Annotated in this window: 19 protein-coding genes and 1 tRNA gene; 17 read left to right on the forward strand and 3 right to left on the reverse strand. The window is 71.1% G+C overall.

All coding sequences use genetic code 11. The features are described 5' to 3' along the window. The first annotated feature begins 68 nt into the window (after nt 1-68). The 13 genes from AC3A3H_RS08490 to AC3A3H_RS08550 all read left to right on the forward strand — a co-directional run bounded on the left by AC3A3H_RS08490 (nt 69) and on the right by AC3A3H_RS08550 (nt 14,142). The gene (locus AC3A3H_RS08490; protein WP_487614121.1) at nt 69-1,256 is read left to right on the forward strand and encodes a DNA polymerase III subunit delta'; all 1,188 of its coding nucleotides are present in this window, start codon (nt 69-71) and stop codon (nt 1,254-1,256) included. After that, nucleotides 1,253-2,809 (forward strand): alpha/beta hydrolase, encoded by a 1,557-nt coding sequence (locus AC3A3H_RS08495; protein WP_487614122.1) that lies wholly within the window; start codon nt 1,253-1,255, stop codon nt 2,807-2,809. The genes AC3A3H_RS08490 and AC3A3H_RS08495 overlap by 4 nt, the downstream gene beginning before the upstream one ends. Before the next feature lie 94 nt (nt 2,810-2,903). Beyond that, complete coding sequence (locus AC3A3H_RS08500) at nt 2,904-3,596, forward strand: TetR family transcriptional regulator (protein WP_487614123.1); 693 nt, start codon at nt 2,904-2,906, stop codon at nt 3,594-3,596. 87 nt (nt 3,597-3,683) lie between these two features. Beyond that, nucleotides 3,684-3,759 (forward strand) — tRNA-Thr (locus AC3A3H_RS08505). A 111-nt stretch (nt 3,760-3,870) separates the two neighbouring features. After that, nucleotides 3,871-5,505, forward strand: a complete 1,635-nt coding sequence (locus tag AC3A3H_RS08510) for a D-alanyl-D-alanine carboxypeptidase/D-alanyl-D-alanine-endopeptidase (protein WP_487614124.1) — start codon at nt 3,871-3,873, stop codon at nt 5,503-5,505. Between the two features lie 31 nt (nt 5,506-5,536). Continuing rightward, nucleotides 5,537-6,109, forward strand: coding sequence for an isochorismatase family protein (locus AC3A3H_RS08515; protein WP_487614125.1), 573 nt, complete (start codon nt 5,537-5,539; stop codon nt 6,107-6,109). Nucleotides 6,110-6,216: 107 nt separating this feature from the next. Further along, nucleotides 6,217-8,379 (forward strand): MMPL family transporter, encoded by a 2,163-nt coding sequence (locus tag AC3A3H_RS08520; protein WP_487614126.1) that lies wholly within the window; start codon nt 6,217-6,219, stop codon nt 8,377-8,379. A gap of 155 nt (nt 8,380-8,534) precedes the next feature. Next, nucleotides 8,535-9,329 (forward strand): thiamine pyrophosphate-dependent enzyme, encoded by a 795-nt coding sequence (locus AC3A3H_RS08525; protein WP_487614127.1) that lies wholly within the window; start codon nt 8,535-8,537, stop codon nt 9,327-9,329. 29 nt (nt 9,330-9,358) lie between these two features. After that, nucleotides 9,359-10,084: an alpha/beta fold hydrolase gene (locus AC3A3H_RS08530; protein ID WP_487614128.1), complete on the forward strand. Its 726-nt coding sequence runs from the start codon at nt 9,359-9,361 to the stop codon at nt 10,082-10,084. Nucleotides 10,085-10,135: 51 nt separating this feature from the next. Next, nucleotides 10,136-10,597, forward strand: a complete 462-nt coding sequence (locus AC3A3H_RS08535) for an Lrp/AsnC family transcriptional regulator (protein ID WP_487614129.1) — start codon at nt 10,136-10,138, stop codon at nt 10,595-10,597. 37 nt (nt 10,598-10,634) lie between these two features. Next, a complete protein-coding gene (locus tag AC3A3H_RS08540) occupies nt 10,635-12,110 on the forward strand; it encodes an NAD-dependent succinate-semialdehyde dehydrogenase (RefSeq protein WP_487614130.1) in 1,476 nt (491 codons plus the stop codon). A 53-nt stretch (nt 12,111-12,163) separates the two neighbouring features. After that, nucleotides 12,164-13,348 carry a thiolase family protein gene (locus AC3A3H_RS08545; RefSeq protein WP_487614131.1) on the forward strand — a complete coding sequence of 395 codons (1,185 nt, stop codon included), beginning with the start codon at nt 12,164-12,166 and terminating at the stop codon, nt 13,346-13,348. A gap of 32 nt (nt 13,349-13,380) precedes the next feature. After that, nucleotides 13,381-14,142, forward strand: coding sequence for a 3-hydroxyacyl-CoA dehydrogenase (locus tag AC3A3H_RS08550; RefSeq protein WP_487614132.1), 762 nt, complete (start codon nt 13,381-13,383; stop codon nt 14,140-14,142). A 3-nt stretch (nt 14,143-14,145) separates the two neighbouring features. Here AC3A3H_RS08550 and AC3A3H_RS08555 read toward each other — a convergent pair whose 3' ends face one another. Then, nucleotides 14,146-15,603: a helix-turn-helix domain-containing protein gene (locus AC3A3H_RS08555; RefSeq protein WP_487614133.1), complete on the reverse strand. Its 1,458-nt coding sequence runs from the start codon at nt 15,601-15,603 to the stop codon at nt 14,146-14,148. Nucleotides 15,604-15,742: 139 nt separating this feature from the next. Here AC3A3H_RS08555 and AC3A3H_RS08560 point away from each other — a divergent pair, with 139 nt between their 5' ends. Beyond that, nucleotides 15,743-17,644 carry a phosphoenolpyruvate carboxykinase (GTP) gene (locus tag AC3A3H_RS08560; protein ID WP_487614175.1) on the forward strand — a complete coding sequence of 634 codons (1,902 nt, stop codon included), beginning with the start codon at nt 15,743-15,745 and terminating at the stop codon, nt 17,642-17,644. A gap of 76 nt (nt 17,645-17,720) precedes the next feature. On the opposite strand, the gene AC3A3H_RS08565 is transcribed toward AC3A3H_RS08560, so the two are convergent. Then, nucleotides 17,721-19,700: an ABC transporter ATP-binding protein gene (locus AC3A3H_RS08565; protein ID WP_487614134.1), complete on the reverse strand. Its 1,980-nt coding sequence runs from the start codon at nt 19,698-19,700 to the stop codon at nt 17,721-17,723. A gap of 112 nt (nt 19,701-19,812) precedes the next feature. Here AC3A3H_RS08565 and AC3A3H_RS08570 point away from each other — a divergent pair, with 112 nt between their 5' ends. The 3 genes from AC3A3H_RS08570 to AC3A3H_RS08580 are packed head-to-tail and all read left to right on the forward strand — an operon-like array spanning nt 19,813 to nt 22,405. Further along, entirely contained in the window at nt 19,813-20,739 is a 927-nt protein-coding gene (locus tag AC3A3H_RS08570; RefSeq protein WP_487614135.1) for an ABC transporter ATP-binding protein, read from the forward strand. Then, nucleotides 20,736-21,578, forward strand: a complete 843-nt coding sequence (locus tag AC3A3H_RS08575; protein ID WP_487614136.1) for an ABC transporter permease — start codon at nt 20,736-20,738, stop codon at nt 21,576-21,578. The genes AC3A3H_RS08570 and AC3A3H_RS08575 overlap by 4 nt, the downstream gene beginning before the upstream one ends. Then, entirely contained in the window at nt 21,575-22,405 is an 831-nt protein-coding gene (locus AC3A3H_RS08580; RefSeq protein ID WP_487614137.1) for an ABC transporter permease, read from the forward strand. Before AC3A3H_RS08575 ends, AC3A3H_RS08580 begins: the two co-directional genes overlap by 4 nt. Nucleotides 22,406-22,488: 83 nt before the next feature. Here the strand turns inward: AC3A3H_RS08580 and AC3A3H_RS08585 are convergent, their stop codons facing one another. Beyond that, nucleotides 22,489-23,883 carry an MFS transporter gene (locus tag AC3A3H_RS08585; protein ID WP_487614138.1) on the reverse strand — a complete coding sequence of 465 codons (1,395 nt, stop codon included), beginning with the start codon at nt 23,881-23,883 and terminating at the stop codon, nt 22,489-22,491. Nucleotides 23,884-23,904: the final 21 nt, after the last annotated feature.

The raw sequence follows: 23,904 nt of genomic DNA on the forward strand, positions 1-23,904 counted from the left end.
CCCCGGCCGCCACCGGAGTCCCGGCCGCGCCCGCCGCGCTGTCCCCGGTGCGCACTACCCTGGAAGCCATGGCGGTGTGGGACGACCTGACGGGTCAGGACGAGGCGATCGCCGTCGTCCGCTCCGCCGCCGAGTCGGCCACCGCCTCCGGGCCGGACGCCGCAGCGCGCGGGATGACCCACTCCTGGCTCATCACCGGCCCTCCGGGCTCGGGACGCTCCAACCTCGCCTACGCCTTCGCCACCGCCCTGCTCAGCCCCGGCGACCCGGAGGGCGACCTGGCGGCGCGGCGGCAGGTGGAGGCGCGCACGCACCCCGACCTCGCCGTCCTCAGCACCGAGCGCGTCATCATCTCGATCGAGGAGGTGCGGTCGCTGGTCGCGAGCTCGCAGTTCTCGCCGTCGGTCGGGCGCTTCCGGGTCATGGTGATCGAGGACGCCGACCGGATGACCGAGCGCACCTCCAACGTGCTTCTCAAGGCCCTGGAGGAGCCGCCGGAGCGCACGGTCTGGATCCTGTGCGCGCCGAGCGACGCCGACCTGCTGCCCACGATCCGTTCGCGCGTGCGCACCGTGCGGCTCAAGGTGCCGGACGTCGCCGACGTCGCGCGGCTGATCGAGCGCCGCGACGGCGTAGACAGCGCCGCCGCCGAGCGCGCGGCGCGCCACGCCCAGAGCCACATCGGGATGGCGCACCGGCTCGCCACCAACGAGGAGGCCAGGCGCCGGCGCGAGCAGACCCTCGAACTTGCGCTCGGAATCCGTTCGGTCTCCGACGCTGTGCTCGCCGCCGCGACCCTGCTGGAGGTCGCCGGCGCCGACGCCAAGGCCATCACGGAGGAGCGCGACGCCGAGGAGCGCGAGCACGCCCTGCGCTCGCTCGGCATCGAGCCGGGCGGGGCCATCCCGCCCGCCCTGCGCGGCCAGCTCCGCCAGCTGGAGGAGGACCAGAAGCGCCGGGCGACGCGCAGCCTCCGCGACGGGATCGACCGGATCCTCACCGACCTCCTGTCGCTCTACCGCGATGTGATGATGCTGCAGCTCGGCAGCGGCAGCGGCCTCGTCAACGTCGAGCTCGGCGACCGCCTGACCGCTCTCAGCGCGCACACGAGTCCCGCCGCTACGCTCTCGGCGATGGATGCGGTCGCGACCGCCCGTCAGCGGATCGACGGAAACGTCGCTCCGGCCCTGGCCCTGGAGGCCATGCTCACGACAATCCTTCGCGGCGGAGCCGCGCGAAAGGGGACAGACCTGTGACCATCCGAGAGGGCCGTCCGGCCCGCCGGCGGGCCGCTCGCACCGTCTTCGTCGCGATCGCCGCGGTCGCCGCACTGACGTTGACCGGCTGCGTCACCTGGTTCCTCCCCGCGAAGACGGCCACGACCTCCACCCCCGCACCGGAGAAGGTCGCGGCCGCGCTGAAGCCGTTCTACGAGCAGCGGCTGGTCTGGACCGACTGCTCCAGCGGCAAGCAGTGCGCGACCGCGAAGGCTCCGCTGACCTGGAACGAGCCGTCCGCCGGCGAGATCTCGCTGGCGCTCATCCGCCAGCAGGCGAAGGGCACCAAGCAGGGCTCGCTCCTGGTCAACCCCGGCGGTCCGGGCGGATCCGGCTACGACTTCGTCAAGGACTCCGTCGACTATGCGACGGACAAGACCCTGCAGAGCCATTTCGACATCGTGGGCTTCGACCCGCGCGGAGTCGGCCACTCGACCGCGGTGAAGTGCTACGACGCGAAGCAGATGGACGACTACCTCTACGGCATCACGCCGGGCCAGCGCGGCTCCGACCAGTGGATCGCCGCCAACACGACCGTCTCGCAGGACTTCGGCGCCGCCTGCGCCAAGAACACCGGCGCCCTCCTCAGCCACGTCGACACCGTGAGCGCTGCGCGCGACCTCGACCTGCTGCGCGCGGTCCTGGGCGACACGAAGCTGAACTACCTGGGCTACTCGTACGGCACGTATCTCGGCGCGGTCTACGCCGACCTCTACCCGGGCAAGACCGGTCGGCTCGTCCTCGACGGCGCGCTCGACCCGGCCGCGAGCAACTTCGATGTCACGAAGGTGCAGGCGCAAGGCTTCGAGAGCGCGCTCCGTGCCTACCTGAAGAGCTGCCTCACCCAGAAGAACTGCCCGTTCACCGGGACGGTGGACGACGGGATGAAGACGATCTCCGACCTGCTGGCCGCCGTGGAGCGCAGTCCGATCCGCAACTCCGACGGCCGCGAGCTCGGCGCCAACACCCTGGTCACCGCGATCATCTACCCGCTCTACGACGCGACGGCGTGGTCGTACCTCAGCAGCATGTTCGTGGACGTGATGAAGGGCGACGCCTCGGTCGCGTTCTCCCTGGCGGACGCCTACAACAGCCGCAACAGCGACGGTACCTACTCGGACAACTCCACCGAGGCGTTCATGGCGATCAACTGCCTCGACTACAGTTACGACGCCGACCCGTCCGCCATGCGGGCGCAGGCGGCCGAACTCGCGGCGGCGGCGCCCGTGATCGGCCCGTACATGGCGTACGGCGACATCGGCTGCGCCACCTGGCCGTACAAGACCACGGTGGATCGCGGCCCGATCGCGGCGAAGGGGTCGGCGCCCATCCTCGTCGTCGGCACCACGAACGACCCGGCGACACCGTACGTGTGGGCGAAGAACCTGGCGTCGGAGCTGCAGAACGGGCACCTGCTGACCTACAAGGGCGAGGGCCACACGGCGTACAACAAGTCGAACTCGTGCGTGAACAACGCGGTGGACGACTTCCTCGTCGGCGGCACCATCCCGCCCGCGGGCACGACGTGCTGACGTCCGGACCCGGGGTGCCGACCTCGCCAGAGCGGTGAGCGGCGAGCGGTGAGTGGTGCAATTTTGCAGACGGTGAAATAATCGACTCGTGACTATGGACACCGAGACGACCGACAGCGAGTTGGGCCTGCGTGAGCGCAAGCGCATCGCGACACGGCGCGCCATCCAACTCGCGGCGCTCGAGCTGGCGAGCGAGCGCGGCTTCGACCGGGTGACGGTCGACGAGATCAGCCATGCCGCCAACGTCTCGCCGCGCACGTTCTTCAACTACTTCCCGTCGAAGGAGTCCGCGATCATCGGCGAGCTCCCGGAACTCCCGGACGAGGAGAGCATCGAGCGCTTCATCGAGGCGGGGCCGACGGAGCCCATCCTCGACGGGATGGGCAGGCTCCTCATCGCCGCGATCGAGACCGGCGACCTCGACGGCGACCTCGGCGGGACCGCAAGCACCGGCGAGAACCCGGCCACAGCGAAGGAGCTGCACGTCCTGCGGCGCACGCTCCTCAAGGGCAACCCCGAGCTCTTCGCGCAGCGGATGGCGAGCATGCACAAGTTCGAGGACGCCCTGAGCGCCGTCGTGCAGCGCCGGCTGGCGCACGACGACCCGGAGCTGGCGGCCGACGAGGAAGCCCTCCACCAGCGCGCGCGACTCGTCACCTACGTGGCGTTCGCGGGGATGCGGCACGCCTGGTCGTGCTGGGCCGACCACGGCGGCGTCGAGCCCCTCTCGGAGCGTCTCCGCAGCTCGTTCGCACAGCTCCAGGCCCTCGGCGGCCAGCTCAACTGAGCCGCGCCGCCGCCCCGAGCGTGGTCGAAACCACACCGCGGGATCGGGTAAGCTATCTGACTGTGCCCGGGCGCGAAGCCCGGCCACGCCGCCCTAGCTCAGTCGGCAGAGCATCTCACTCGTAATGAGAAGGTCAAGGGTTCGATTCCCTTGGGCGGCTCCAGAAAAACCCCTCTCCCGCCTGGGCTCTTCCTGGCGCGTCGTGTACCTGTGCGGGCTTCTCCCGCGTGCCCCCCGAATTGGCGCTCCCAGGGAACGCCGGTACTATACCCGGATGCGCGAATCGGACCAGCGCGACTCCGGCGCCCCCGACGGCACCGAGTCTGAATCGACGAACATCCCGACAACTGTTCTCCCCACCGGGGACTCCTCTGCGACGAGTGAGCCCGGCGGAGCGGCGACCCCTTCCGGGCGTCGCGCGGCGCGTCAGGAGGGCGCGCAGCAAAACGCCCGCGGTGCGCTCGCCGGAGCCGCCGCCGGCGTCCTGTCGGCCATCCGCACCCACCCGAAGGCGTGGATCGCCGCCGGCGCCGCCGTCGCGTTCGTGATCCTCGGCACGGGCAGCGTGGCGCTCGGAGCCACCGTCGGCTCGGCACCGGCCGGCGCCGCCGTCGCCGTCCCGCCGAGCCACTCGGCCAGCCGCACGCCCACTCCGACTCCCACGCCCACCGCCGATCCGGCGCGGCCGGTTCCCGGCGCGCTGCCGGCCGCCAGCCGCGTCCGCACCTGCTCGGTGGCCTCCCTCGCGCAGGACGGCCGGCTCGGCAACCTGGAGGCCCAGGTCGTCAACGCGAAGACCGGCCAGGTGCTCTTCGACCGCAACGGCGGCAAGCCCGGCCCGACCGCGTCCGTGCTCAAGACCCTCACCTCGGCGGCGGCCCTCGCGACGCTCGGACCCGACTACCGCGTGCAGACCACGGTCGTCGCGGGCAGCGTCCCCGGCCAGGTCGTCCTCGTCGGCGGCGGTGACGTGACCCTGTCGCGCCTGCCAGGAGGGCAGGGCGCCTTCTACACCGGAGCGCCATCCATCCAGGACCTCGCGACGCAGACCAAGCAGGCGCTCGGCGGCCAGCCGGTGACCTCCATCGTGGTCGACACCTCGCTGTTCGGCGGTCCGCTGTGGCAGCCGAGCTGGGACGAGCACGAGGAGCGCGTCGTGGAGGGCTCCACGCCGTACATGTCCGCCCTGATGGTGGACGGCGATCGCGACGACCCCGGCGCGGTCGAGTCCCCGCGCAGCACCGATCCGACCGGGCGTGCGGTCCAGTACTTCCAGCAGTACCTCGGCACCAACGTGCCGGTGACCTCCGGCGCGGCCCCGGCGGGCGCCCGCCAGCTCGCGGCGGTGCAGTCCCAGCCGGTCACCACGCTGATCGAGCAGGCGATGAAGTACTCCGACAACACGATCATGGAGGAGCTGGCCAGGCTCGTCGCGATCAAAGCCGGCGCCGGCAACACCTTCGACGCCGAGAACGCGGGCGTGCTCGCCGGGCTGAAGGGCTACGGCATCGACACGACCGGCATCCACATCGCGGACGGATCCGGGCTCAGCGCCGACAACGCCGTGCCGCCGTCGTACCTGACGCAGCTCTTCATCAAGGTGCTGAACCGGCAGAACGGGCTGGGCGTCGTCTACGACGGGCTGCCGGTCTCCGGCCAGTCCGGGACCCTCGGGCCGGGCTACAGCCGGTTCACCGGCTCGAACTCCGTCGCGCGCGGCGCCGTGCACGCCAAGACCGGGTGGATCGACAACGGCTACACCCTGTCGGGCATCGTCAACGCGGCCGACGGCACGCCGCTGACCTTCGCTGTGTTCGCTCTCGGCCCGGTGAGCGACAATGCCAAGCAGGCGATCGACACGCTGACGACCGGTTTCTACAAGTGCGGTGACAACCTCACCAACGGGTGAGCCGGGCGGCGGCCGAGCGGAGGGGACCTGGATGGGCAAGGCACTGTTCATCATCGACGTGCAGAACGACTTCACCGAGGGCGGAGCGCTCGGTGTCGACGGGGGAGCCGCGGTGGCGGCCGCCATCACCGAGCACCTGCGCGAGCACGCCGACGAGTACGCGGTCATCCTCGCGAGCCGCGATTGGCACGACCGCGACAACGACAACGGCGGCCACTTCGCGACGGACGCCGAGCCGGACTTCGTGGAGACGTGGCCCGTGCACTGCGTGGCGGGCACGAACGGGGCGGCATACCATCCCGCGCTCGACACCTCGCGCGTCGGCTACCACATCCTCAAAGGGCAGGGGGTGCCGGCGTACTCGATCTTCGAGGGGAGGACGGAGGCGGGCTCGACCGTCCACAATCTCCTCGACGAGCACGGGATCGACGTCATCGACATGGTGGGGATCGCGACCGACTACTGCGTGCGCGCCTCCGCGCTCGACGCGCTCGAGCACGGCCAGCACGTCCGCGTGCTCACCGCGCTCGTCGCCGGGGTCGCCCCCACGTCGTCGGAGGCCGCCCTCGCCGAGCTCGCGCATGCGGGCGCCGAGCTGGTGTAGGCGACCCGACCGCCGCCTCCTGCCATCCCGCCTCGCGCCCGTGGCAAGATAGGCACTATGCTGATTGCTAGCTTAGTTAGCTAATCGGCTCGGACGGGAGAGTGCGGATGTCGGGGAAGCCGTCGGTGTGGCTGCGAGTGGTGGTGCCGGTCGCGCTCATCCTGGTCTGGCTCGTGCTGGCCGGGATCGGCGGGCCGACATTCGGCAAGCTCTCCGGCGTGTCCAGCAACGACCAGGCCGCCTTCCTGCCGGCCAGCGCGGAGTCGACCGCGGTGCAGGACTGGCAGAAGCGGTTCACCGACTCGCAGGCCGTGCCCGCGATCGTCGTCGTCCAGTCCGGCTCGGCCATCCCGCGGAGCGAGCTCGCCTCCTACGCCGCGCTCGCCGCGAAGCTCGGCGCGGTGGACGGCGTCCAGGCTCCTGAGGCCGGGCAGAGCACGAGCGTGGCCGGGCCGATCCCCTCGCAGGACGGCAGGGCGGTCGAATTCATCGTCCCGGTGGCCGACACGGAGAACGTGAAGACCGTCGTCGCCGACCTGCGGGATGTCCTGAAGAGCGAAGTGCCCGCGGATGCCCAAGGCTGGGTCACGGGCCCGGCCGGCCTCACCGCGGACCTGGTCAATGCGTTCGGGGGTATCGACGGCATCCTGCTGCTCGTCGCCGTCGGCGCGGTCTTCGTCATCCTGCTGCTGGTCTACCGCGCGCTGCTGCTGCCGTTCCTGGTGCTGCTCACCTCGGTGTTCGCGCTGTGCGCGGCGATCCTCGTCGTCTACCTCTTCGCGCTCTGGGGCTGGATCAAGCTCAGCGGACAGAGCCAGGGCATCCTCTCCATCCTGGTGATCGGCGCCGCCACCGACTACTCGCTGCTGCTGGTCGCCCGCTACCGGGAGGCGCTGGAGCAGAACGAGTCGCGCTGGACCGCGATCGTGAAGGCGTGGCGGGCGGCCTTCGAGCCGATCCTGGCCTCGGGTGCGACGGTCATCCTGGCGCTGCTGTGCCTGCTGTTCTCCGACCTCAACTCGAACAAGAGCCTCGGGCCGATCGCCGCGATCGGCATCGTGTTCTCGCTGCTGTCGGCTCTGACGCTGCTGCCGACGCTGCTGGCCGTGGTCGGGCGCGCCGCGTTCTGGCCGTTCCGGCCGAGGTTCGCGGGCGAGCACGCGCAGCCTAAGCACGAGGGCGCAGAGCGCGTTCCCGGCCTGGAGGGCATCCGCGGCCTCTGGCTGCGCGTGGGCCTCCTGATCGCGCACCGGCCGCGGCTGACCTGGATCGTGTCGCTCGTCGTGCTCGTCGCGTGCGCGTTCGGGCTGACGCAGCTGAAGGCCAACGGCGTCGAGCAGACCGCCCTGGTGCTCTCGCAGTCGGACGCGGCCGACGGGCAGAAGATCCTCGCGAAGCACTTCGACGCCGGATCGGGCGCGCCTGTGCTGGTCGTCGCGAAGGAGGCCGACGGGGACGCCGTGCTGGCCGCCACCAAGGAGAACGACGGGATCGCGACGGCGACGCTCTACGCCGGAAATGTCCGGCCCGCCGAGCCGGGACAGAGCGCACAGCCGCCGGTCGTGAAGGACGGCCGGGTCCTCATCCAGGCGACGCTGAAGGCCCAGCCGGACTCACCGGCGGCCGAGCAGGTGGTCCGGGAGCTGCGCCGTGACCTCCCGGCCTCCGGGTTGGACGTGCTCGTCGGCGGCGTCACCGCGATCGCACTCGACACCAACGACACGGCTCAGAGCGACCTGCTGCGGATCATCCCGATCGTGCTGCTCGTCATCCTGCTGGTGCTCATGCTGCTGCTGCGCTCGATCCTGGCCCCGGTGCTGCTGATCGGCAGCGTCGTGCTGTCGTATGCCGCCGCGCTGGGCGTGTCGGCGCTCGTGTTCAATCACCTGTTCGGCTTCCCTGGAGCGGACGCGAGCGTACCGCTGTTCGGCTTCGTGTTCCTGGTCGCCCTCGGTGTGGACTACAACATCTTCCTCATGACGCGCGTGCGGGAGGAGTCGCTGCGGCTCGGCACGCGGCCGGGCATCCTGCGCGGGCTGGGGATGACCGGCAGTGTCATCACGTCGGCCGGCGTCGTGCTGGCGGCGACGTTCGCGGCGCTCGCGGTCATCCCGATCCTGTTCCTGGTCCAGATCGCGTTCATCGTCGCGTTCGGGGTGCTGCTCGACACCGTCCTGGTGCGCTCGCTGCTCGTTCCCGCGGTGTCGTACGACGTGGGGCGTGCCATCTGGTGGCCCTCGAAGCTGTGGCGGTCTGCCGTCGAACGCTGAGCCGCGCGCAGGCCGACGCAACGTGAGTGCACTCGCAGTAGGCGGACATGCAGTCTGTACAGTCGGAGGCCGTGTCAGGCCGCCGAGATGAGCAGAATGCGCGGCCGATCGCCCGCGCGTTGCCGCGTCTTCACCCGTCGGTCAGAGTGGCATCCATGACCCCCACGATGCTCGAGCCGGTCCTGGGCGCGTCGATCGACGGAGCGGACGCCGACGTTGCGGCCCTGCTCCGCCGCCTCTACCGGACCATGGCGACCGTCCGCCGCATCGACCGGGAGGCGGTCGTCCTGCGCGGCCGAGGGATCCTCCCCGGTTACCTCGACTCGCGCGGTCGGGAGGCCGTGCAGGTCGGCGCGGTGCTCGCCCTGCAGACCTCGCGCGACCGCGCCTTTCCCGCCCGCCACGAGCCCGGCATGATGATCGCGCTCGGCGCCGACCCCGCCGCCGCGCTGCACGCCGGTCGCGCCCGGATCGACGCGGCGCTCGAAGGCTCGGTCACCCACGCCGTCGGCTGGGCGCTCGGCGCCAAGCTCGACCGCACGGGCGGGTGCGCGCTCAGCACGCTCGGCGCCGGGAGCGGAACCGCTGCCGAGCTGCGCACCGCGGTGTCGACGGCACGCGACTCCGCGCTCCCCGTCGTCTTCCTGTCCGGCACGGGCCGCACCGAGGGCGCGGGGATGCCCGTCCTGCTCGTCGACGGCGCCGACGCCTTGGCCGTCCACGCGGCGACCGTGGAGGCGCTGGACCTCGCGCGCTCCGGCTCCGGACCGGTCCTCATCGACGCCGTCCTCCCCGGCCCGTCCGCGTGGCCCGCCCGAGACCCGCTCGTCGTCTGCGAGCAGCGGCTGCGCGCCACCGGCACGGTCGACGACGGCTACTTCGCCGAGGTGGCCGACATCGCGGACGCGCTCGCCGACCGGCTGCGCACCCGGTTCACGATCGGAGCCTGAACCGGGCCGCGATCGGCGAGGATGGGACCATGCGCATCCACGTCGAACGGCATCCCGGAGCCGACCCGGTCCTGCTCGTCCACGGGTTCGCCACCACGGGCGCGCTGACCTGGGAGGCCACCGGCTGGGTCGCCGCGCTCGCCGAAGCCGGCCGTGGCGCGCTCGTCCCCGACCTCCGCGGTCACGGCGCGAGCGAGGCTCCGCACGACCCGTCGGCCTACTCGCCCGACCTGCTCGCCGGAGACCTGCTCGCCGTGCTCGACGAGCAGGGCCTCGACCGCGTCGACGTCATCGGGTACTCGATGGGCAGCTGGGTCGCGCTCGCCCTCGTCGGACTGGCGCCGGAGCGGGTGCGGCGGGTCGTCGTCGGCGGCGTCGGCACGGTCGAGCAGTTCGCCCACTGGGGCGTGGAGGCCGTGCGCGAGGCGATCCTGGAGGGTGCGGACACCCTGCCGGCCGACGCCCCGCTCACCCCGCTCCTGGCCTCCCTGCGCCAGGCCCCCGGCGTCGATCGCGAGGCGCTCGCCGCCTGCGCGACCGGCATGGCGCAGCATCCGCTGCCGCTGGCCTCCACCGTGCCCACCCTGCTGGTCGCCGGCGACGCGGACCCGGTGGCCGCGGACGCGGACGCGGCGGCGCGGCTGCTCGGCGCCGAGCTGGTGCTGCTGCCGCGCCGCAACCACATCACGGCGCTCAGCGCCCGCGGCTTCAAGCAGGCTGCGCTTCCCTTCCTGGGAGCTTCGGTCAGCCTGTAGGTGCGGCGGTTTCCTGGTCGTACGATGTGCGAGGAGCAAAGGAGTGCCCGCATGATCGACAGGCTGGACGCCGACCTCATCGCCCTGCTGACGGAGGAACCCCGCCTCGGCGTCTTCGAGGCGTCGCGCCGTCTCGGAGTCGCGCGCGGCACCGTGCAGGCCCGGCTCGACCGGCTACAGCGCACCGGGGTGATCAAGGACTTCGCTCCGACGATCGACAGCAACCGGCTCGGCTTCCCGGTGACGGCGTTCATCACAGCCGAGATCACCCAGAGCGACCTCTCGGTGATCGAGCACCTGCGCGGCATCCCGGAGGTGCTGGAGGTGCACACCGTGACCGGTGCGGGAGACCTGCTGATCCGGGTCGTCGCACGCTCGAACGCCGACCTCCAGCGGGTGATCTCCGGCATCCTGAGCGAGCCGGGGATCAGTCGCACCTCCACAGTGATCGCGCTGGAGACCACGATCGAGCACCGCAGCGTGCCGCTCGTGGAGTCCGCGGTGGAGGAATGAGGCGCATGATGAACGGACAGCACGAGGAGGAGTGATCGTGGACCAGAAGACCGACGAGAAGACCCTGTTGGAGCGCGTGCCCGACGGCCTGTTCATCGGCGGCGAGTGGCTGCCGGGCTCGAACGGCACCCTGAAGGTGTTCGACCCGGCGACCGGCGACCTCATCCGCGAGATCGCCGACGCGTCGGTGGAGGACGGCACGCGCGCGCTGGACGCCGCGGTGGCCGCCGCCGACGCCTGGGCGGCGACGCCGCCGCGCACCCGGGGCGAGATCCTGCGCCGCGCGTTCGACCTGCTGCAGGAGCGCCGAGACGAGTTCGCGCTGCTGATGACGCTGGAGATGGGCAAGCCGCTGGCGGAGGCGAACGGGGAGGTCACCTACGGCGGCGAGTTCCTGCGCTGGTTCTCCGAGGAGGCCGTGCGCATCTCCGGCCGTTACGCGACCAACCCCGAGGGCACCGGCCGGATGATCGTGTCGCAGCATCCCGTCGGACCCTGCTTCCTGATCACGCCATGGAACTTCCCCCTCGCGATGGCGACGCGCAAGATCGCGCCGGCGCTCGCCGCGGGCTGCACGGTGGTCGTGAAGCCCGCCGAGCTCACGCCGCTGACCACGCTGTACTTCGCTCGCCTGCTGGAGGACGCGGGCCTGCCGGCCGGTGTGCTCAACGTCATCACGACCTCCACCTCGGGCAAGGTCTCGGCGCCGATCATCGCCGACCCGCGGCTGCGGAAGCTGTCGTTCACCGGCTCCACCGAGGTCGGCCGCAAACTGCTGCAGCAGGCGTCGGAGAACGTGCTGCGCACGTCGATGGAGCTCGGCGGCAACGCCCCGTTCGTGGTCTTCGAGGACGCCGACCTCGACCGGGCGGTGGAGGGCGCGCTGCTGGCGAAGTTCCGAAACATCGGGGAGGCCTGCACCGCGGCCAACCGGTTCATCGTCCACGAGGACGTCGCGGACGAGTTCGCCCGACGCGTCGCCGACCGCGTGAAGGCGATGAAGATCGGCCGCGGCACGGAGGAGGGCGTCACGATCGGCCCGCTCATCAACGAGGACGCCGTGGACAAGGCCGCCGAGCTGCTGGAGGACGCCGTATCGCGCGGAGCGCTCGTCCTCGCCGGCGGATCCCGGGTCTCCGGCCCGGGCACGTTCTTCGAGCCCACCGTCGTCACCGACGTGCGCGCCGGCAGTGAGATCCTGCGGCAGGAGATCTTCGGCCCTGTGCTGTCGATCGTCCGCTTCCGCGACGAGGACGAGGCGGTGCGCATCGCGAACGACACCGAGTTCGGGCTGGTGTCGTACGTCTTCACGAAGGACCTGGCGCGCGGCCAGCGGATGATCGAACGCCTGCAGACCGGGATGATGGGGCTCAACGTGGGCGTCGTGTCCAACGCCGCGGCGCCCTTCGGCGGGGTCAAGCAGTCGGGCCTCGGCCGCGAGGGAGGCCCGGAGGGCATCCACGAGTACCTCAGCACCAAGTACACCCTGACACCGGACCCGTTCACCGACTGAGCCCGGCCCGCCAGCCACGCCCGCCCACCATCCGAGCCGAGGAGCGCAACACCATGGCCACCGAAGCCGTCATCGTCGATGTCGTCCGTACACCCTCCGGGCGCGGCAAGCCCGGGGGCGAGCTCTCCGACATCCACCCGGCCGACCTCCTCGCCGGGGTGCTGGCCGAGCTCGTGCACCGCAACGGCCTCGACCCGGCGCTGGTCGACGACGTCATCGCCGGCTGCGTCACGCAGGCGGGGGAGCAGGCCGGCAACATCGCGCGCACGGCGCTGCTGAGCGCGGGCTTCCCGGAGAGCGTCCCCGGCGTCACGATCGACCGGCAGTGCGGCTCCAGCCAGCAGGCCGCCGCCTTCGCCGCGCAGGGCGTCATCGCGGGCGCGTACGACATCGTGATCGCCTGCGGAGTGGAGTCGATGAGCCGGGCGCCGATGGGCTCCAACCTGGGTGGCGCATCGCTCGGCGGCGAGCTGCTGCACGCGCGCTACCCGGACGGGCTCGTGAACCAGGGTGTCGCGGCCGAGCTGATCGCCGAGCGCTGGGGGTTCACCCGGGAGGAGCTGGACGCCTTCGCGGCAGAGTCGCACCGGCGCGCGGCCGATACGGCGGCCTCCGGCGCGTTCGACGGCGAGCTGGTGCCGGTGCCGACGCCCGACAGCGGGAGCGTCGCGGGCGACGAGACCATCCGGCCGGGAACGACCGTCGAGAAGCTGGCTGCGCTGCCGCCGTCGTTCCGCACGGACCGGCTCGCGGCACGGTTCCCGCAGCTCGACTGGCGGATCACTCCCGGCAACTCGTCGCCGCTGACCGACGGCGCCTCGGCCGCCCTCGTGATGAGCGCGGAGGCTGCGGCTCGGCTCGGCCTGCGGCCGCGGGCGCGCTTCCACTCGTTCGCCGTCGCCGGCAGCGACCCGTTGTTCATGCTCACCGGCATCCTCCCGGCGACGCGCAAGCTCCTCGACCGCAGCGGGGTGAAGCTCGACGACATCGCGGCGTACGAGGTCAACGAGGCCTTCGCGCCGGTGCCGCTGCTGTGGCTGCGCGAGTTCGGCGCCGACCCCGCCCGGTTGAACCCGCGCGGCGGCGCGATCGCGCTGGGCCACGCACTCGGCTCCTCCGGGACCCGCCTGCTCGGCACCCTGCTCAACGAGTTGGAGGCGTCCGGCGGCAGGTTCGGCCTGCAGACCATGTGCGAGGGCGGCGGCACGGCCAACGCGACCCTCATCGAGCGTCTGTAACCCACCCCACACCCTCCCTCGAAAGGATCACCATGCAGATCGACGGATGTTCGGCGCTCGTCACCGGCGGCGCCAGCGGGCTCGGCAACGCCACCGCGCGCGCCCTCGTGGAGGCCGGCGCGCGCGTCGTGATCCTCGACCTCCCGAGCTCCGAGGGCGAGAAGGCCGCGGTCGCGCTCGGCCCCGGCGCGCGGTTCGTGCCCGCCGACGTCACGGACGAGGAGCAGGTGCAGGCCGCCGTGGACGCCGCGAGCGCGCTCGCCCCGCTGCGCGTCGTCGTGAACTGCGCCGGCATCGCGACGGCCCAGAAGGTGATCGGCCGTGACGGCGTGCTGCCGCTGGAGAGCTTCGAACGCGTCGTCCGGGTGAATCTCATCGGCACGTTCAACGTGGTGCGCCTCGCCGCGGTCGCGATGGCGGAGACCGAGCCGGTCGGGGAGGAGCGCGGCGTCATCGTCAACACGGCCTCCGTCGCCGCGTTCGACGGCCAGATCGGCCAGCCGGCCTATTCGGCCTCGAAGGGCGGCGTCGCGGCGATGACGCTGCCGCTCGCGCGCGAGTTCGCCCGCAGCCTCATCCGCGTGGTCACCATCGCTCCCGGAATCTTCGAGACGCCCATGATGGCGGGGCTCCCGCAGGCCGCGCAGGACTCCCTGGCGGCCCAGGTGCCGCACCCGTCGCGCCTCGGCCGCCCCGCCGAGTACGCGCAGCTCGTGCGCTCCATCGTGGAGAACCCGATGCTCAACGGCGAGACCATCCGCCTCGACGGGGCGATCCGGATGCAGCCGAAGTAGGCGCTAGATCCCCGAGTGCGCCTCCAGGAACGTGTACACATCCGAGTCGTCCACGCCCGGGAAGGACCCCGACGGCAGCGGTGACAGGATGTGCGCGTGCAGGCGGGCGCTCGGCCACGCCTTACCCGACCAGTGCCCGGTCAGCTCGGTCGCGGGTCGCTTGCAGCACGACTCGTCGGGGCAGCGGGATTCGCTGCGCGCCGTGGTCTCCCGGCCGCGGAACCACTTGGCCTGGTCGAACGGCACCCCCACGCTGATCGAGAAGCCGCCCTCGGCCGTGCTTCCGGTCTGGGTCGAGCACCAGTACGTCCCGGCCGGGGTGTCGGTGTACTGGTAGAACTCCGTCGTGCGGTTGGTGCGCGCGAACGCGTTGCGGGCGCCCCACTTGCGGCAGACCACCTGGCCTTCGATCGAGCCGGTGACGTCGGTGGGGAGGGGCAGGCCGTCGTTCTCGTAGCCCTTGTAGAGGGTGCCGTCGTCGCCGACGCGCAGGAAGTGCAGCGGCATGTCGAGGTGGGCGGTGGCCAGGTTCGTCAGCCGCAGCGCCGCGGCCTCGTGGGTGACGCCGAACGCGTCGCGGAAGTCCTCGACGGCGAGGTCCTTCTCCTTCTTCGCCTGCTGCAGGAACGCGGCCGCCGCGGCCTCCGGCATCAGGCAGCACGCCGCGAAGTAGTTGATCTCCAGCCGCTGCCGCAGGAAGTCCGCGTAGCTCGCCGGGCGCTCGTGGCCCAGCAGGCGGTGCGCCATCGCCTGCAGCGCCATGGACCGGAGGCCGTGGCCGCCGGGGATGGAAGCGGGCGGCAGGTAGATCCGGCCGTTCTCCAGATCGGTGATCGAGCGGGTGGACCGCGGGAGGTCGTCCACGTAGATGAGCTCGAACCCAAGCTGCTCGGCCATGACGCTGACCTCGCGGTGGGTGAGCGCGCCGCGCACATGCCCGGAGGCGCGCACGCGCTCCTCCGCGAGCGCTTCGATGTCGGGGATGTAGTTGTTCTGCTCGCGCATCCGCTCGCGCAGCTCGGTGTTCGCCCGCCTGGCCTCCTCGGGCGTCGCGATCGCCTCGCTCGCGCGCCGGGCGAGCTCCCGGTGGAGGCCGACCAGGGCCTCCAGCGTCTCGGTCGGCGTGCCCTTCGTCGGCTTGACGGCGGGCAGGCCGAGCGAGCCGTACAGCGAGCCCTTCTGGGCGCGGGAGAGCTCGATCTCCAGCGCCGCCCGCGCGTCCGGCGGCTCGGCGGACAGCAGCTCCGCGAGCGGGACGCCGAGCGCGGCGGCCAGCGTGCCGAGCAGGGAGACGCGCGGCTCGCGCTTGCCGTTCTCGATGAGCGAGAGCTGGCTGGCGGCGACGCCGGCGGCGGCGCCGAGCTCGTCGAGGGTCAGCCCGCGCTGGGTGCGGAAGTGCCGGATGCGGTGGCCGAGGGTGGCGACGTCGGCGGTCGCCTGCTCGGTGGCGGTGGACTCCATGCCTTCACGATAGCGAAAGAATCGCGATTCTTTACTCGCAATTTCCCGCCCATGAGCCTGAATCCTGCTCGATCCTGGATTCACACCTGATCTTTCCCGAACGAGAGGACCGACGAAAATGTCCGTCGCCGAGCTCCCGATGACCGACCAGTTGCACGCCGCCGCCGACCACGAGACGCATGCGTACCCCGCGGCCGCCACCTCGGCCGCAGGCGTCGCACCCGCCACGACCACAGCCGCCCCCGCCCCGACCGGCCTCGCCGGCCTCCGTGCCTGGGTCGCCGAGATCGCCGACCTCACGCAGCCGGAGACGATCGTCTGGTGCGACGGCTCGCCGGGGGAGGCCGACCGGCTGACCAAGCTGCTCGTCGCCGAGGGCAAGCTGATCCGGCTGAACCCGGAGTGGCGCCCGAACAGCTTCCTGGCGCGCACCGACCCGGGCGACGTCGCTCGCGTCGAGGACCGCACCTTCATCTGCTCGGTCGAGGAGCAGGACGCCGGGCCGACCAACAACTGGCGCGAGCCCGCCGCCATGCGCGCCGAGCTGCGCCAGGTCTTCGCCGGCAGCATGCGCGGCCGCACGATGTACGTCGTCCCGTTCTCGATGGGACCGCTCGGCGGCCCGATCTCGCAGGTCGGCGTCGAGCTGACCGACTCCGCCTACGTCGCCGTGAGCATGGGGATGATGACCCGGGTAACCAGCCAGGTCCTCGACCTCATCGACGCGGGTCAGCCCTGGGTGCCGACCGTGCACAGCGTCGGCGCGCCGCTGATCGACGACGCCGGGGTGCGTTACGACGACGTCGCCTGGCCGTGCAGCGAGACCAAGTACATCGTCCAGTTCCCGGAGACGCGCGAGGTCTGGTCGTACGGCTCCGGCTACGGCGGCAACGCCATCCTCGCCAAGAAGTGCTTCGCGCTCCGGATCGCGTCGGCGATGGCGCGCGATGAGGGCTGGCTGGCCGAGCACATGCTGCTCGTCAAGGTCACCTCGCCGGAGGGCCGCGCCTTCCACTTCGCGGCGGCGTTCCCGTCCGCGTGCGGCAAGACGAACCTCGCGATGCTCAAGCCGACTATCCCGGGCTGGACAGTGGAGACCATCGGAGACGACATCGCCTGGCTCCGGCAGGGCGCTGACGGGAGGCTGCGCGCCATCAACCCCGAGGCGGGCTTCTTCGGCGTCGCGCCGGGGACGGGCGAGCTGACCAACAAGACGGCCGTGGAGACCCTGTGGGGCAACACGATCTTCACCAACGTGGCGCTGCGCGACGACGGCGACGTGTGGTGGGAGGGCCTGACCGAGACGCCGCCCGCGCACCTGATCGACTGGCAGGGCAACGACTGGACGCCCGAGAGCGGTCGCCCCGCGGCGCACCCGAACTCGCGGTTCACGGTGGCGGCGGCGCAGTGCCCGACCATCGCGGACGACTGGGACGCGTTCGACGGCGTGCCGATCGACGCCATCCTCTTCGGCGGCCGCCGGGCGACCAACGTGCCGCTCGTGGCGCAGGCGCGCGACTGGAAGCACGGCGTGTTCATCGGCGCGACCATCTCGTCCGAGAAGACCGCGGCGGCCGAGGGCACGGTCGGCGAGCTGCGCCGGGACCCGTTCGCGATGCTGCCGTTCTGCGGCTACAACATGGCCGACTACTGGAGCCACTGGCTCGAGGTCGGCGAACAGCTCGGCGCGAACGCCCCGGCGGTGTTCCAGGTGAACTGGTTCCGCAAGGGCGACGACGGACGGTTCCTGTGGCCCGGCTTCGGCGAGAACTCGCGCGTGATCGAGTGGATCGCCCGCCGCGTGGAGGGCACCGCCGGCGCCGCGTCGACGCCGATCGGCCGCCTCCCGCTGATCGAGGAGCTCGACCTCGACGGCCTCGACCTCTCCGCCCAGGACGTCGCAGACCTCTTCGAGGTCGACCCTGCGAGCTGGCTCGCCGAATGCGACCTCACCGAACAGTTCTTCGCCCAGTTCGGCCCCCGAGTCCCCGCCGCCCTCCGCGCCGAACTAGCCTCCCTCCGCTACCAACTCCGCGCGTAGCCCGACAATCTCTTCCGGACTTGTGTACGCCCGCGACCGGCGTGTCGCGTACATAAGTCCGGAAGCGATTGTCGGGCTAGACGAGGAGTTGGTGTTTGGCCAGGTCGCGGTAGAGGGGAGTACTCGCGACTAGGTCGGAGTGGGTTCCCACTCCGACGACGCGGCCGTGGTCTAGGACGACGATCTGGTCGCTGTCTACGACGGTCGAGAGGCGGTGGGCGATCACGAGGAGGGTGCGGTCCTCGGCTACGGCGTCGATGGCCTCCCGCATCAGCTGCTCGTTGCGGCCGTCCAGGCTGGAGGTCGACTCGTCCAGCAGCAGGACCGGCGGCGCCGCGAGCAGGGCGCGGGCGATCGCGAGGCGCTGGCGCTCGCCGCCGGACAGCATGATGCCGTCCTCGCCGACCGGAGCGTCCAGGCCCAGGTCGCTGCGCTCCAGAACCTCGGTCAGGTTGACGGCGTGGAGGACGTCGACGCACTGCTCGTCGCTCGCGTCCGGCGTGGCGAGCCGCAGGTTGTCGCGCAGCGAGCCCGCCAGCACCGGCGCGTCCTGTTCCACGTAGCCGATGTTGGATCGCAGCGCGACGCGGTCGAGCGTGCGGACGTCGATCCCGCCGAAGCGCACCTGGCCGGCCTCCGGGTCGTAGAACCGCTCGATCAGCGCGAGGATGGTCGACTTGCCCGCGCCCGATGGGCCGACCAGCGCCGTGCGCTTGCCGCGCGGCACGGTGAAGCTGACGCCGTGCAGCACGCCGCCGTGCGTCGCGGGCGGCGCGTCGACGCCGAGGCCGGCCGCGGCCTCCGCCTCGGCCACAATGTCCACGCCGCCGAGGGCGCCGAGCGCGATGCCCTCCGCGTCGGCGGGCGCCGCCGCGACGACCGAGGGCTCGTCCCGCTCGGGCGAGGAGGGGTAGGCGAACGCCACGTCCACGAACTCGATCGCCGGCGCGTTCGGCGCGAGACCCTCGTTGGCCGCGCCGACGGTCATCGCGAGCGGCGCGATCTCGCGGTCGTGCTGGTCCTCGGTCGGGAGGTCGAGGATCTCCTGGATCCGGCCGAGCGCGCCGAGCGCCGAGTTCACCGCGGTGATCGCGCCGAACGCCTGGCCGAGCGGCAGGATCATCATGAACAGGAACAGGATGAACGCGACCAGGTTCGCCACGGTGATCGCCCCGCTGGCGACCCGGAAGCCGCCGACGCCGAGCACGACCAGGAACGACACCTGCATCGCGATGCCGGCGACGGGAACCACGAGCGCCGAGATCTTGGCGACCTGGATGCCCATCTTCCACGCCCCGGTCGCGTCGGCGTCCACCGCCGCGATCTCCCGTTCGGTCGCGTTGGACGCGCGGATCGTCCGCACCGAGCTGATCGCGCGTTCGACCGCAGCCGCGAGGTCGCCGACCTTGGTCTGCGCCTTCTGGCTGGCGACGCGGATGCGGCCGGACAGCAGCGTGACCACGACGATGGAGACCGCCACCACCAGCACGGTCAGCCCGAGCAGCACCGGGTCGATGATCAGCATGGCGATGAGCGCGCCGATGAAGGTCAGCGCTCCGCCGACGGCCTCCACGAGCCCCTGGGTGAGCACCGCGCGCAGCAGCGTGGTGTCCGAGCCGACCCGCGACACCAGGTCGCCCGTGCGCCGGGTGTCGAACTCGCTGATCGGAAGCCGCAGCATCCGGCCGACCAGCTTGCGCCGCGACGACAGCACGACGCCCTCGCCCGTGCGCTGCAGCAGGTAGTGCTGGTAGCCCGAGATCAGCGCGGAGACGACGACGAGCGCGACGAGCCCCCAGACGATCCCGTTCAGCGGCTCGCCCTTGCCGACGATCGTGATGACCTGGCTGACGAGCAGCGGCTGGGCGAGGCTCGCCGCGGCGCCGAGCACGCTCAGCACGACGACGAACGAGAGCACGCCGCGGTGCTCCAGCAGGTACGGGAGGAGCTGGCTGAACCGCGCGCGCGGCCCGCTGTCCGGCTCACGCCGCGCGAAGGGCGAACGGCGCCGCGGAGCGGCGGTGGTGTCGGTGCTCGCGGGGGTCTCGGTGCTCATGGGGGTTCCTTCGACAGGAGATTCGGGATGCTGATTCGACCGTACTTCCTGCGTGCTGCCGGTTTGCTGACACCGGCGGAAATGTCCGCAGTCCGGGCTACAGTGCTGAACTATGCCGACGTCCGTCATCACCGCCGCCGACCTGGTCAAGAAGTACAAGGACTTCCCCGCCGTCGACGGCATCAGCTTCGAGGTCGAGGCGGGGGAGTCCTTCGGGCTCCTCGGCCCCAACGGCGCAGGCAAGTCGACGACCATGCGGATGATCGGCGCGGTCTCCACCCGCACGGCGGGCGAGCTGAGCATCCTCGGGCTCGACCCCGACCGGTACGGCCCGGAGATCCGTTCGCAGCTCGGGGTGGTGCCGCAGTCGGACAACCTCGACACCGAGCTGCGGGTGCGCGACAACCTCATCGTCTACGGGCGCTACTTCGGCCTCCCGTCGGCGCGGGTGCGGCAGCGGGCCGACGAGCTGCTGGCGTTCGCGCAGCTGGAGGACAAGGCCAAGGCGAAGGTCGACGACCTCTCCGGCGGCATGAAGCGGCGGCTGACGATCGCGCGTGCGCTGATCAACGACCCGCGCATCCTGCTGCTCGACGAGCCGACCACCGGGCTCGACCCGCAGGCCAGGCACATCCTCTGGGACCGCCTGTTCCGGCTCAAGGAACAGGGCACGACGCTCGTGCTCACGACCCACTACATGGACGAGGCCGAGCAGCTCTGCGACCGGCTCGTGGTGGTCGACAAGGGAACGATCATGGCCGAGGGCACGCCGGCCGCCCTCATCCGCCAGTACTCCACCCGCGAGGTGCTGGAGGTCCGCTTCGGCTCCGACCGCAACGCCGAGGTCGCATCGCGGCTCGACGGCATCGGCGACCGCGTGGAGGTGCTGCCCGACCGCATCCTGGTCTACAGCGACGACGGGGAGGCCGAGCTCGCCCGGCTGACCGAGCGCGGCCTCCACCCGCTCACCAGCCTCGTGCGCCGTTCGAGCCTCGAGGACGTCTTCCTGCGGCTCACCGGACGGAGCCTGATCGAATGAGCACGGCGTCGACGGACGCGGGCGCCCGGGCCGCCCTCGCGGCCTCCGGTCGGCCGCGCCGGTTCGGGGCGTGGTACGTCGCCGAGCACCGCTTCCGGGTGATGCGCTCGTACCTGCAGACCCTGCTGGTCACCGGCTTCGGCAACCCGTTCCTCTACCTCTTCGCGATGGGCGTCGGGCTCGGGAGCCTGGTCAGCGCCAACCTCGGGCCGAGCGCGGTGAACGGCGTCAGCTACCTGGCGTTCGTCGCACCGGCGCTCCTCTGCACGGCCGCGGTCACGGTCGCGAGCGAGGAGTTCACATACCCGATCATGCTCGGGTTCAAGTGGAATCCCACCTTCATCGGGATCAGCGCGTCGCCCATCGCTCCCGGCCAGATCATCGACGGCGTCGTCATCGCGGTGGTGGCGCGGCTGTTCGGCACGAGCGTCGTCTACTACGCCTTCATGCTGCTGTTCGGGGCGGTGCCGAGCCCGTGGGGCTGGGTAGCCATCCTGGTCGCGACGCTCGGCGGCCTGGCGTTCGGCGCTCCGGTCATGGCGTACGTCGCGACGCTCGAGCAGGACACGGGTCAGATCGCGATGTTGATGCGGTTCGTCCTGCTGCCGATGACGTTGTTCTCCGGCACGTTCTTCCCGCTCGCCTCGATGCCGGTCTACCTGCAGTGGATCGGCTGGATCTCGCCGCTCTGGCACTCCACCGAGCTGGCGCGCGTCTTCGCCTATGGCTACGCGGAGCCGCTCTGGCTCACCCTCGTGCATGTCGTCTACCTCGTCGCGCTGTTCGTCGTGTTCTGGATGTGGGCGCGCCGGATCGCCGGGCGGAGGCTGAACAAGTGACCACCACGCGCGATCCCCTCGTCGACGCCGCGTCGCGGTCGCGGCCGCTGCGCGCGCTCTACGCCGGCAACGCCCGGTCGGTGATGCAGCGCGGCTGGTCGGCCACCCGCAGCACGAACTGGCTGGTCATCGTCTCCGGCTTCTTCGAGCCGATCTTCTACCTGCTCTCGCTCGGCATCGGGTTCGGCCGGCTGGTCGGCGACGTCACCACCGCCGGGGGCGAGCAGGTGCCGTACGCCGCCTTCATCGCGCCGGCGCTGCTGGCGACGGCGGCGATGAACGGTGCGGTGTACGACTCCACCTGGAACGTGTTCTTCAAGATGCACTTCGCCAAGCTGTACGAGGGGATGCTGTCGACCTCCCTCGGTCCGCTCGACGTCGCGCTCGGGGAGATCCTGCTCGCGCTGCTGCGCGGGGCCCTCTACGCGGTCGGCTTCATGATCGTGATGCAGGTGCTCGGCCTCAACCTGTCCTGGTGGGCGCTGCTCGCCCTCCCCGCCGTGCTGCTGATCGCGTTCGGCTTCGCCAGCTTCGGGATGGGCGTCACGAGCTACATGAAGACATTCCAGCAGATGGACTGGGTCAACTTCATCCTGCTGCCGATGTTCCTGCTGTCGGCGACGTTCTACCCGATCACGGTCTACCCGGGCTGGATCCAGTCGATCATCATGGCTCTCCCGCTGTGGCACGGCGTGGAGCTGGTCCGCGGGCTCACGACGGGCGCCGTCGACCCGGGGATGCTGTGGCACGTGCTGTACTTCGCCGTGATGATCGCGCTCGGCCTGATCCTCACCACCCGCCGCCTCCGCGCCCTCTTCCTCGACTGACGACGCGCGAGGGGACACGTCGTTGTCACACTTTCGCGGGCGAGAAGTGACGACAACGTGCCCCTCGATGGACCTGGGGAGGGTCAGCTCACGTTGTCGGTGAAGTCGATGTCGCGCGTCTCCTTGGAGAGCAGCAGCGCGATGAGCGTCAGCACGCCCGCCCCGGAGAGGTAGACCCCCACCCAGACCGTGCTGCCGCCGCCGATCGTCCACAGCCACACCGCGATGGTGGGCGCGACCGCGGCGCCCAGCACGCTGGACAGGTTGTACGCGATGGCGGAGCCGGTGTACCGGACGTTCGTCGGGAACAGCTCGGGCAGCTCCGCGCCCATCGGGCCGAAGGTCAGCCCCATGAGCGTGAAGCCCACGATCAGCAGGGCCATCGTTCCGATGGTGCCGCCCGCGAACAGCGGCACGAACAGCAGGCCGAAGAGGATGATCCCGATGGTCACCCAGATCAGCGTCTTGCGGCGGCCGAAGCGCTCGGCAAGGGGGCCGGCGACGAGCGTGAAGACACCGAAGAACACCACGCCGATGATCAGCATGACCAGGAAGTCGTTGCGGGCGTAGCCGAGCCCCGGCACGAACCCGGCGGCCGAGAAGGTCTTGCCGGCCTTCTCGGCGGCGGCCTGGGCGGCCTGCGGCGTCGCGGCGGTCGTCCCGTACGTCAGCGTGAAGGCCGTCATCAGATAGAACAGCACGTAGGTGGCCAGCATGATGAACGTGCCGAGCACGATCTGCCGCCAGCTCGTCCGGAACACCCGCGCGAGCGGGAGCTTCGCCACCTCGCCGGTGTCGACGACCTTCTGGAACGCCGGCGTCTCGACCAGCTTCAGTCGCACGTACAGCCCGACGATGACGAGCACCGCGCTCAGCAGGAACGGGACGCGCCAGCCCCACGCGGCGAACTGCTCGGCGTCGATGCTGAGGCTGAGCACCAGGAACAGCAGGTTCGCGACGATGAAGCCGATCGGCGCGCCGAGCTGGGGGAACGTCCCGTAGATGGCGCGCTTGCCCGCCGGCGCGTTCTCGGTGGCGAGCAGCGCGGCGCCGCTCCACTCGCCGCCCAGTCCGAGGCCCTGGCAGAACCGCATCACGACGAGCAGGAAGGGCGCCCAGAACTCCCAGCCGGGCGCCTGCGCGGTGGGCAGGCAGCCGATCAGGACGGTGGCGATGCCCATGGTCAGCAGCGAGCCGACGAGCGTGCCCTTGCGGCCGATCCGGTCGCCGAAGTGGCCGAACAGGATGGAGCCGACGGGCCGGGCGATGAACGCGACGCCGAACACCGCGAACGACGACAGCAGCGCGGCCGTCGGGTCCTCGCTGGTGAAGAACAGCGAGGGGAAGACGAGCACCGCCGCGGTCGCGTAGACGTAGAAGTCGTAGAACTCGATGGAGGTGCCGATGAGGCTGGCAAGGATGACGCGACCGCGTGTGTTGGCGGTGGCGGGAGGGGTGACGGAGGCCGTCGTGGACATGCGTGCAGTACTTCCGGTGAC

It is taken from the genome of Leifsonia sp. Soil_N53 (assembly GCF_057655165.1).

What these genes read in the sequence shown, in the direction of transcription:
- AC3A3H_RS08490 (WP_487614121.1), top strand. Translation starts at nt 69, where the DNA reads ATGGCGGTGTGGGACGACCTGACGGGTCAGGACGAGGCGATCGCCGTC.
- AC3A3H_RS08500 (WP_487614123.1), top strand. Translation starts at nt 2,904, where the DNA reads ATGGACACCGAGACGACCGACAGCGAGTTGGGCCTGCGTGAGCGCAAG.
- AC3A3H_RS08510 (WP_487614124.1), top strand. Translation starts at nt 3,871, where the DNA reads ATGCGCGAATCGGACCAGCGCGACTCCGGCGCCCCCGACGGCACCGAG.
- AC3A3H_RS08515 (WP_487614125.1), top strand. Translation starts at nt 5,537, where the DNA reads ATGGGCAAGGCACTGTTCATCATCGACGTGCAGAACGACTTCACCGAG.
- AC3A3H_RS08520 (WP_487614126.1), top strand. Translation starts at nt 6,217, where the DNA reads ATGTCGGGGAAGCCGTCGGTGTGGCTGCGAGTGGTGGTGCCGGTCGCG.
- AC3A3H_RS08525 (WP_487614127.1), top strand. Translation starts at nt 8,535, where the DNA reads ATGACCCCCACGATGCTCGAGCCGGTCCTGGGCGCGTCGATCGACGGA.
- AC3A3H_RS08530 (WP_487614128.1), top strand. Translation starts at nt 9,359, where the DNA reads ATGCGCATCCACGTCGAACGGCATCCCGGAGCCGACCCGGTCCTGCTC.
- AC3A3H_RS08535 (WP_487614129.1), top strand. Translation starts at nt 10,136, where the DNA reads ATGATCGACAGGCTGGACGCCGACCTCATCGCCCTGCTGACGGAGGAA.
- AC3A3H_RS08545 (WP_487614131.1), top strand. Translation starts at nt 12,164, where the DNA reads ATGGCCACCGAAGCCGTCATCGTCGATGTCGTCCGTACACCCTCCGGG.
- AC3A3H_RS08550 (WP_487614132.1), top strand. Translation starts at nt 13,381, where the DNA reads ATGCAGATCGACGGATGTTCGGCGCTCGTCACCGGCGGCGCCAGCGGG.
- AC3A3H_RS08555 (WP_487614133.1), bottom strand. Translation starts at nt 15,603, where the DNA reads ATGGAGTCCACCGCCACCGAGCAGGCGACCGCCGACGTCGCCACCCTC.
- AC3A3H_RS08560 (WP_487614175.1), top strand. Translation starts at nt 15,743, where the DNA reads ATGACCGACCAGTTGCACGCCGCCGCCGACCACGAGACGCATGCGTAC.
- AC3A3H_RS08565 (WP_487614134.1), bottom strand. Translation starts at nt 19,700, where the DNA reads ATGAGCACCGAGACCCCCGCGAGCACCGACACCACCGCCGCTCCGCGG.
- AC3A3H_RS08570 (WP_487614135.1), top strand. Translation starts at nt 19,813, where the DNA reads ATGCCGACGTCCGTCATCACCGCCGCCGACCTGGTCAAGAAGTACAAG.
- AC3A3H_RS08575 (WP_487614136.1), top strand. Translation starts at nt 20,736, where the DNA reads ATGAGCACGGCGTCGACGGACGCGGGCGCCCGGGCCGCCCTCGCGGCC.
- AC3A3H_RS08585 (WP_487614138.1), bottom strand. Translation starts at nt 23,883, where the DNA reads ATGTCCACGACGGCCTCCGTCACCCCTCCCGCCACCGCCAACACACGC.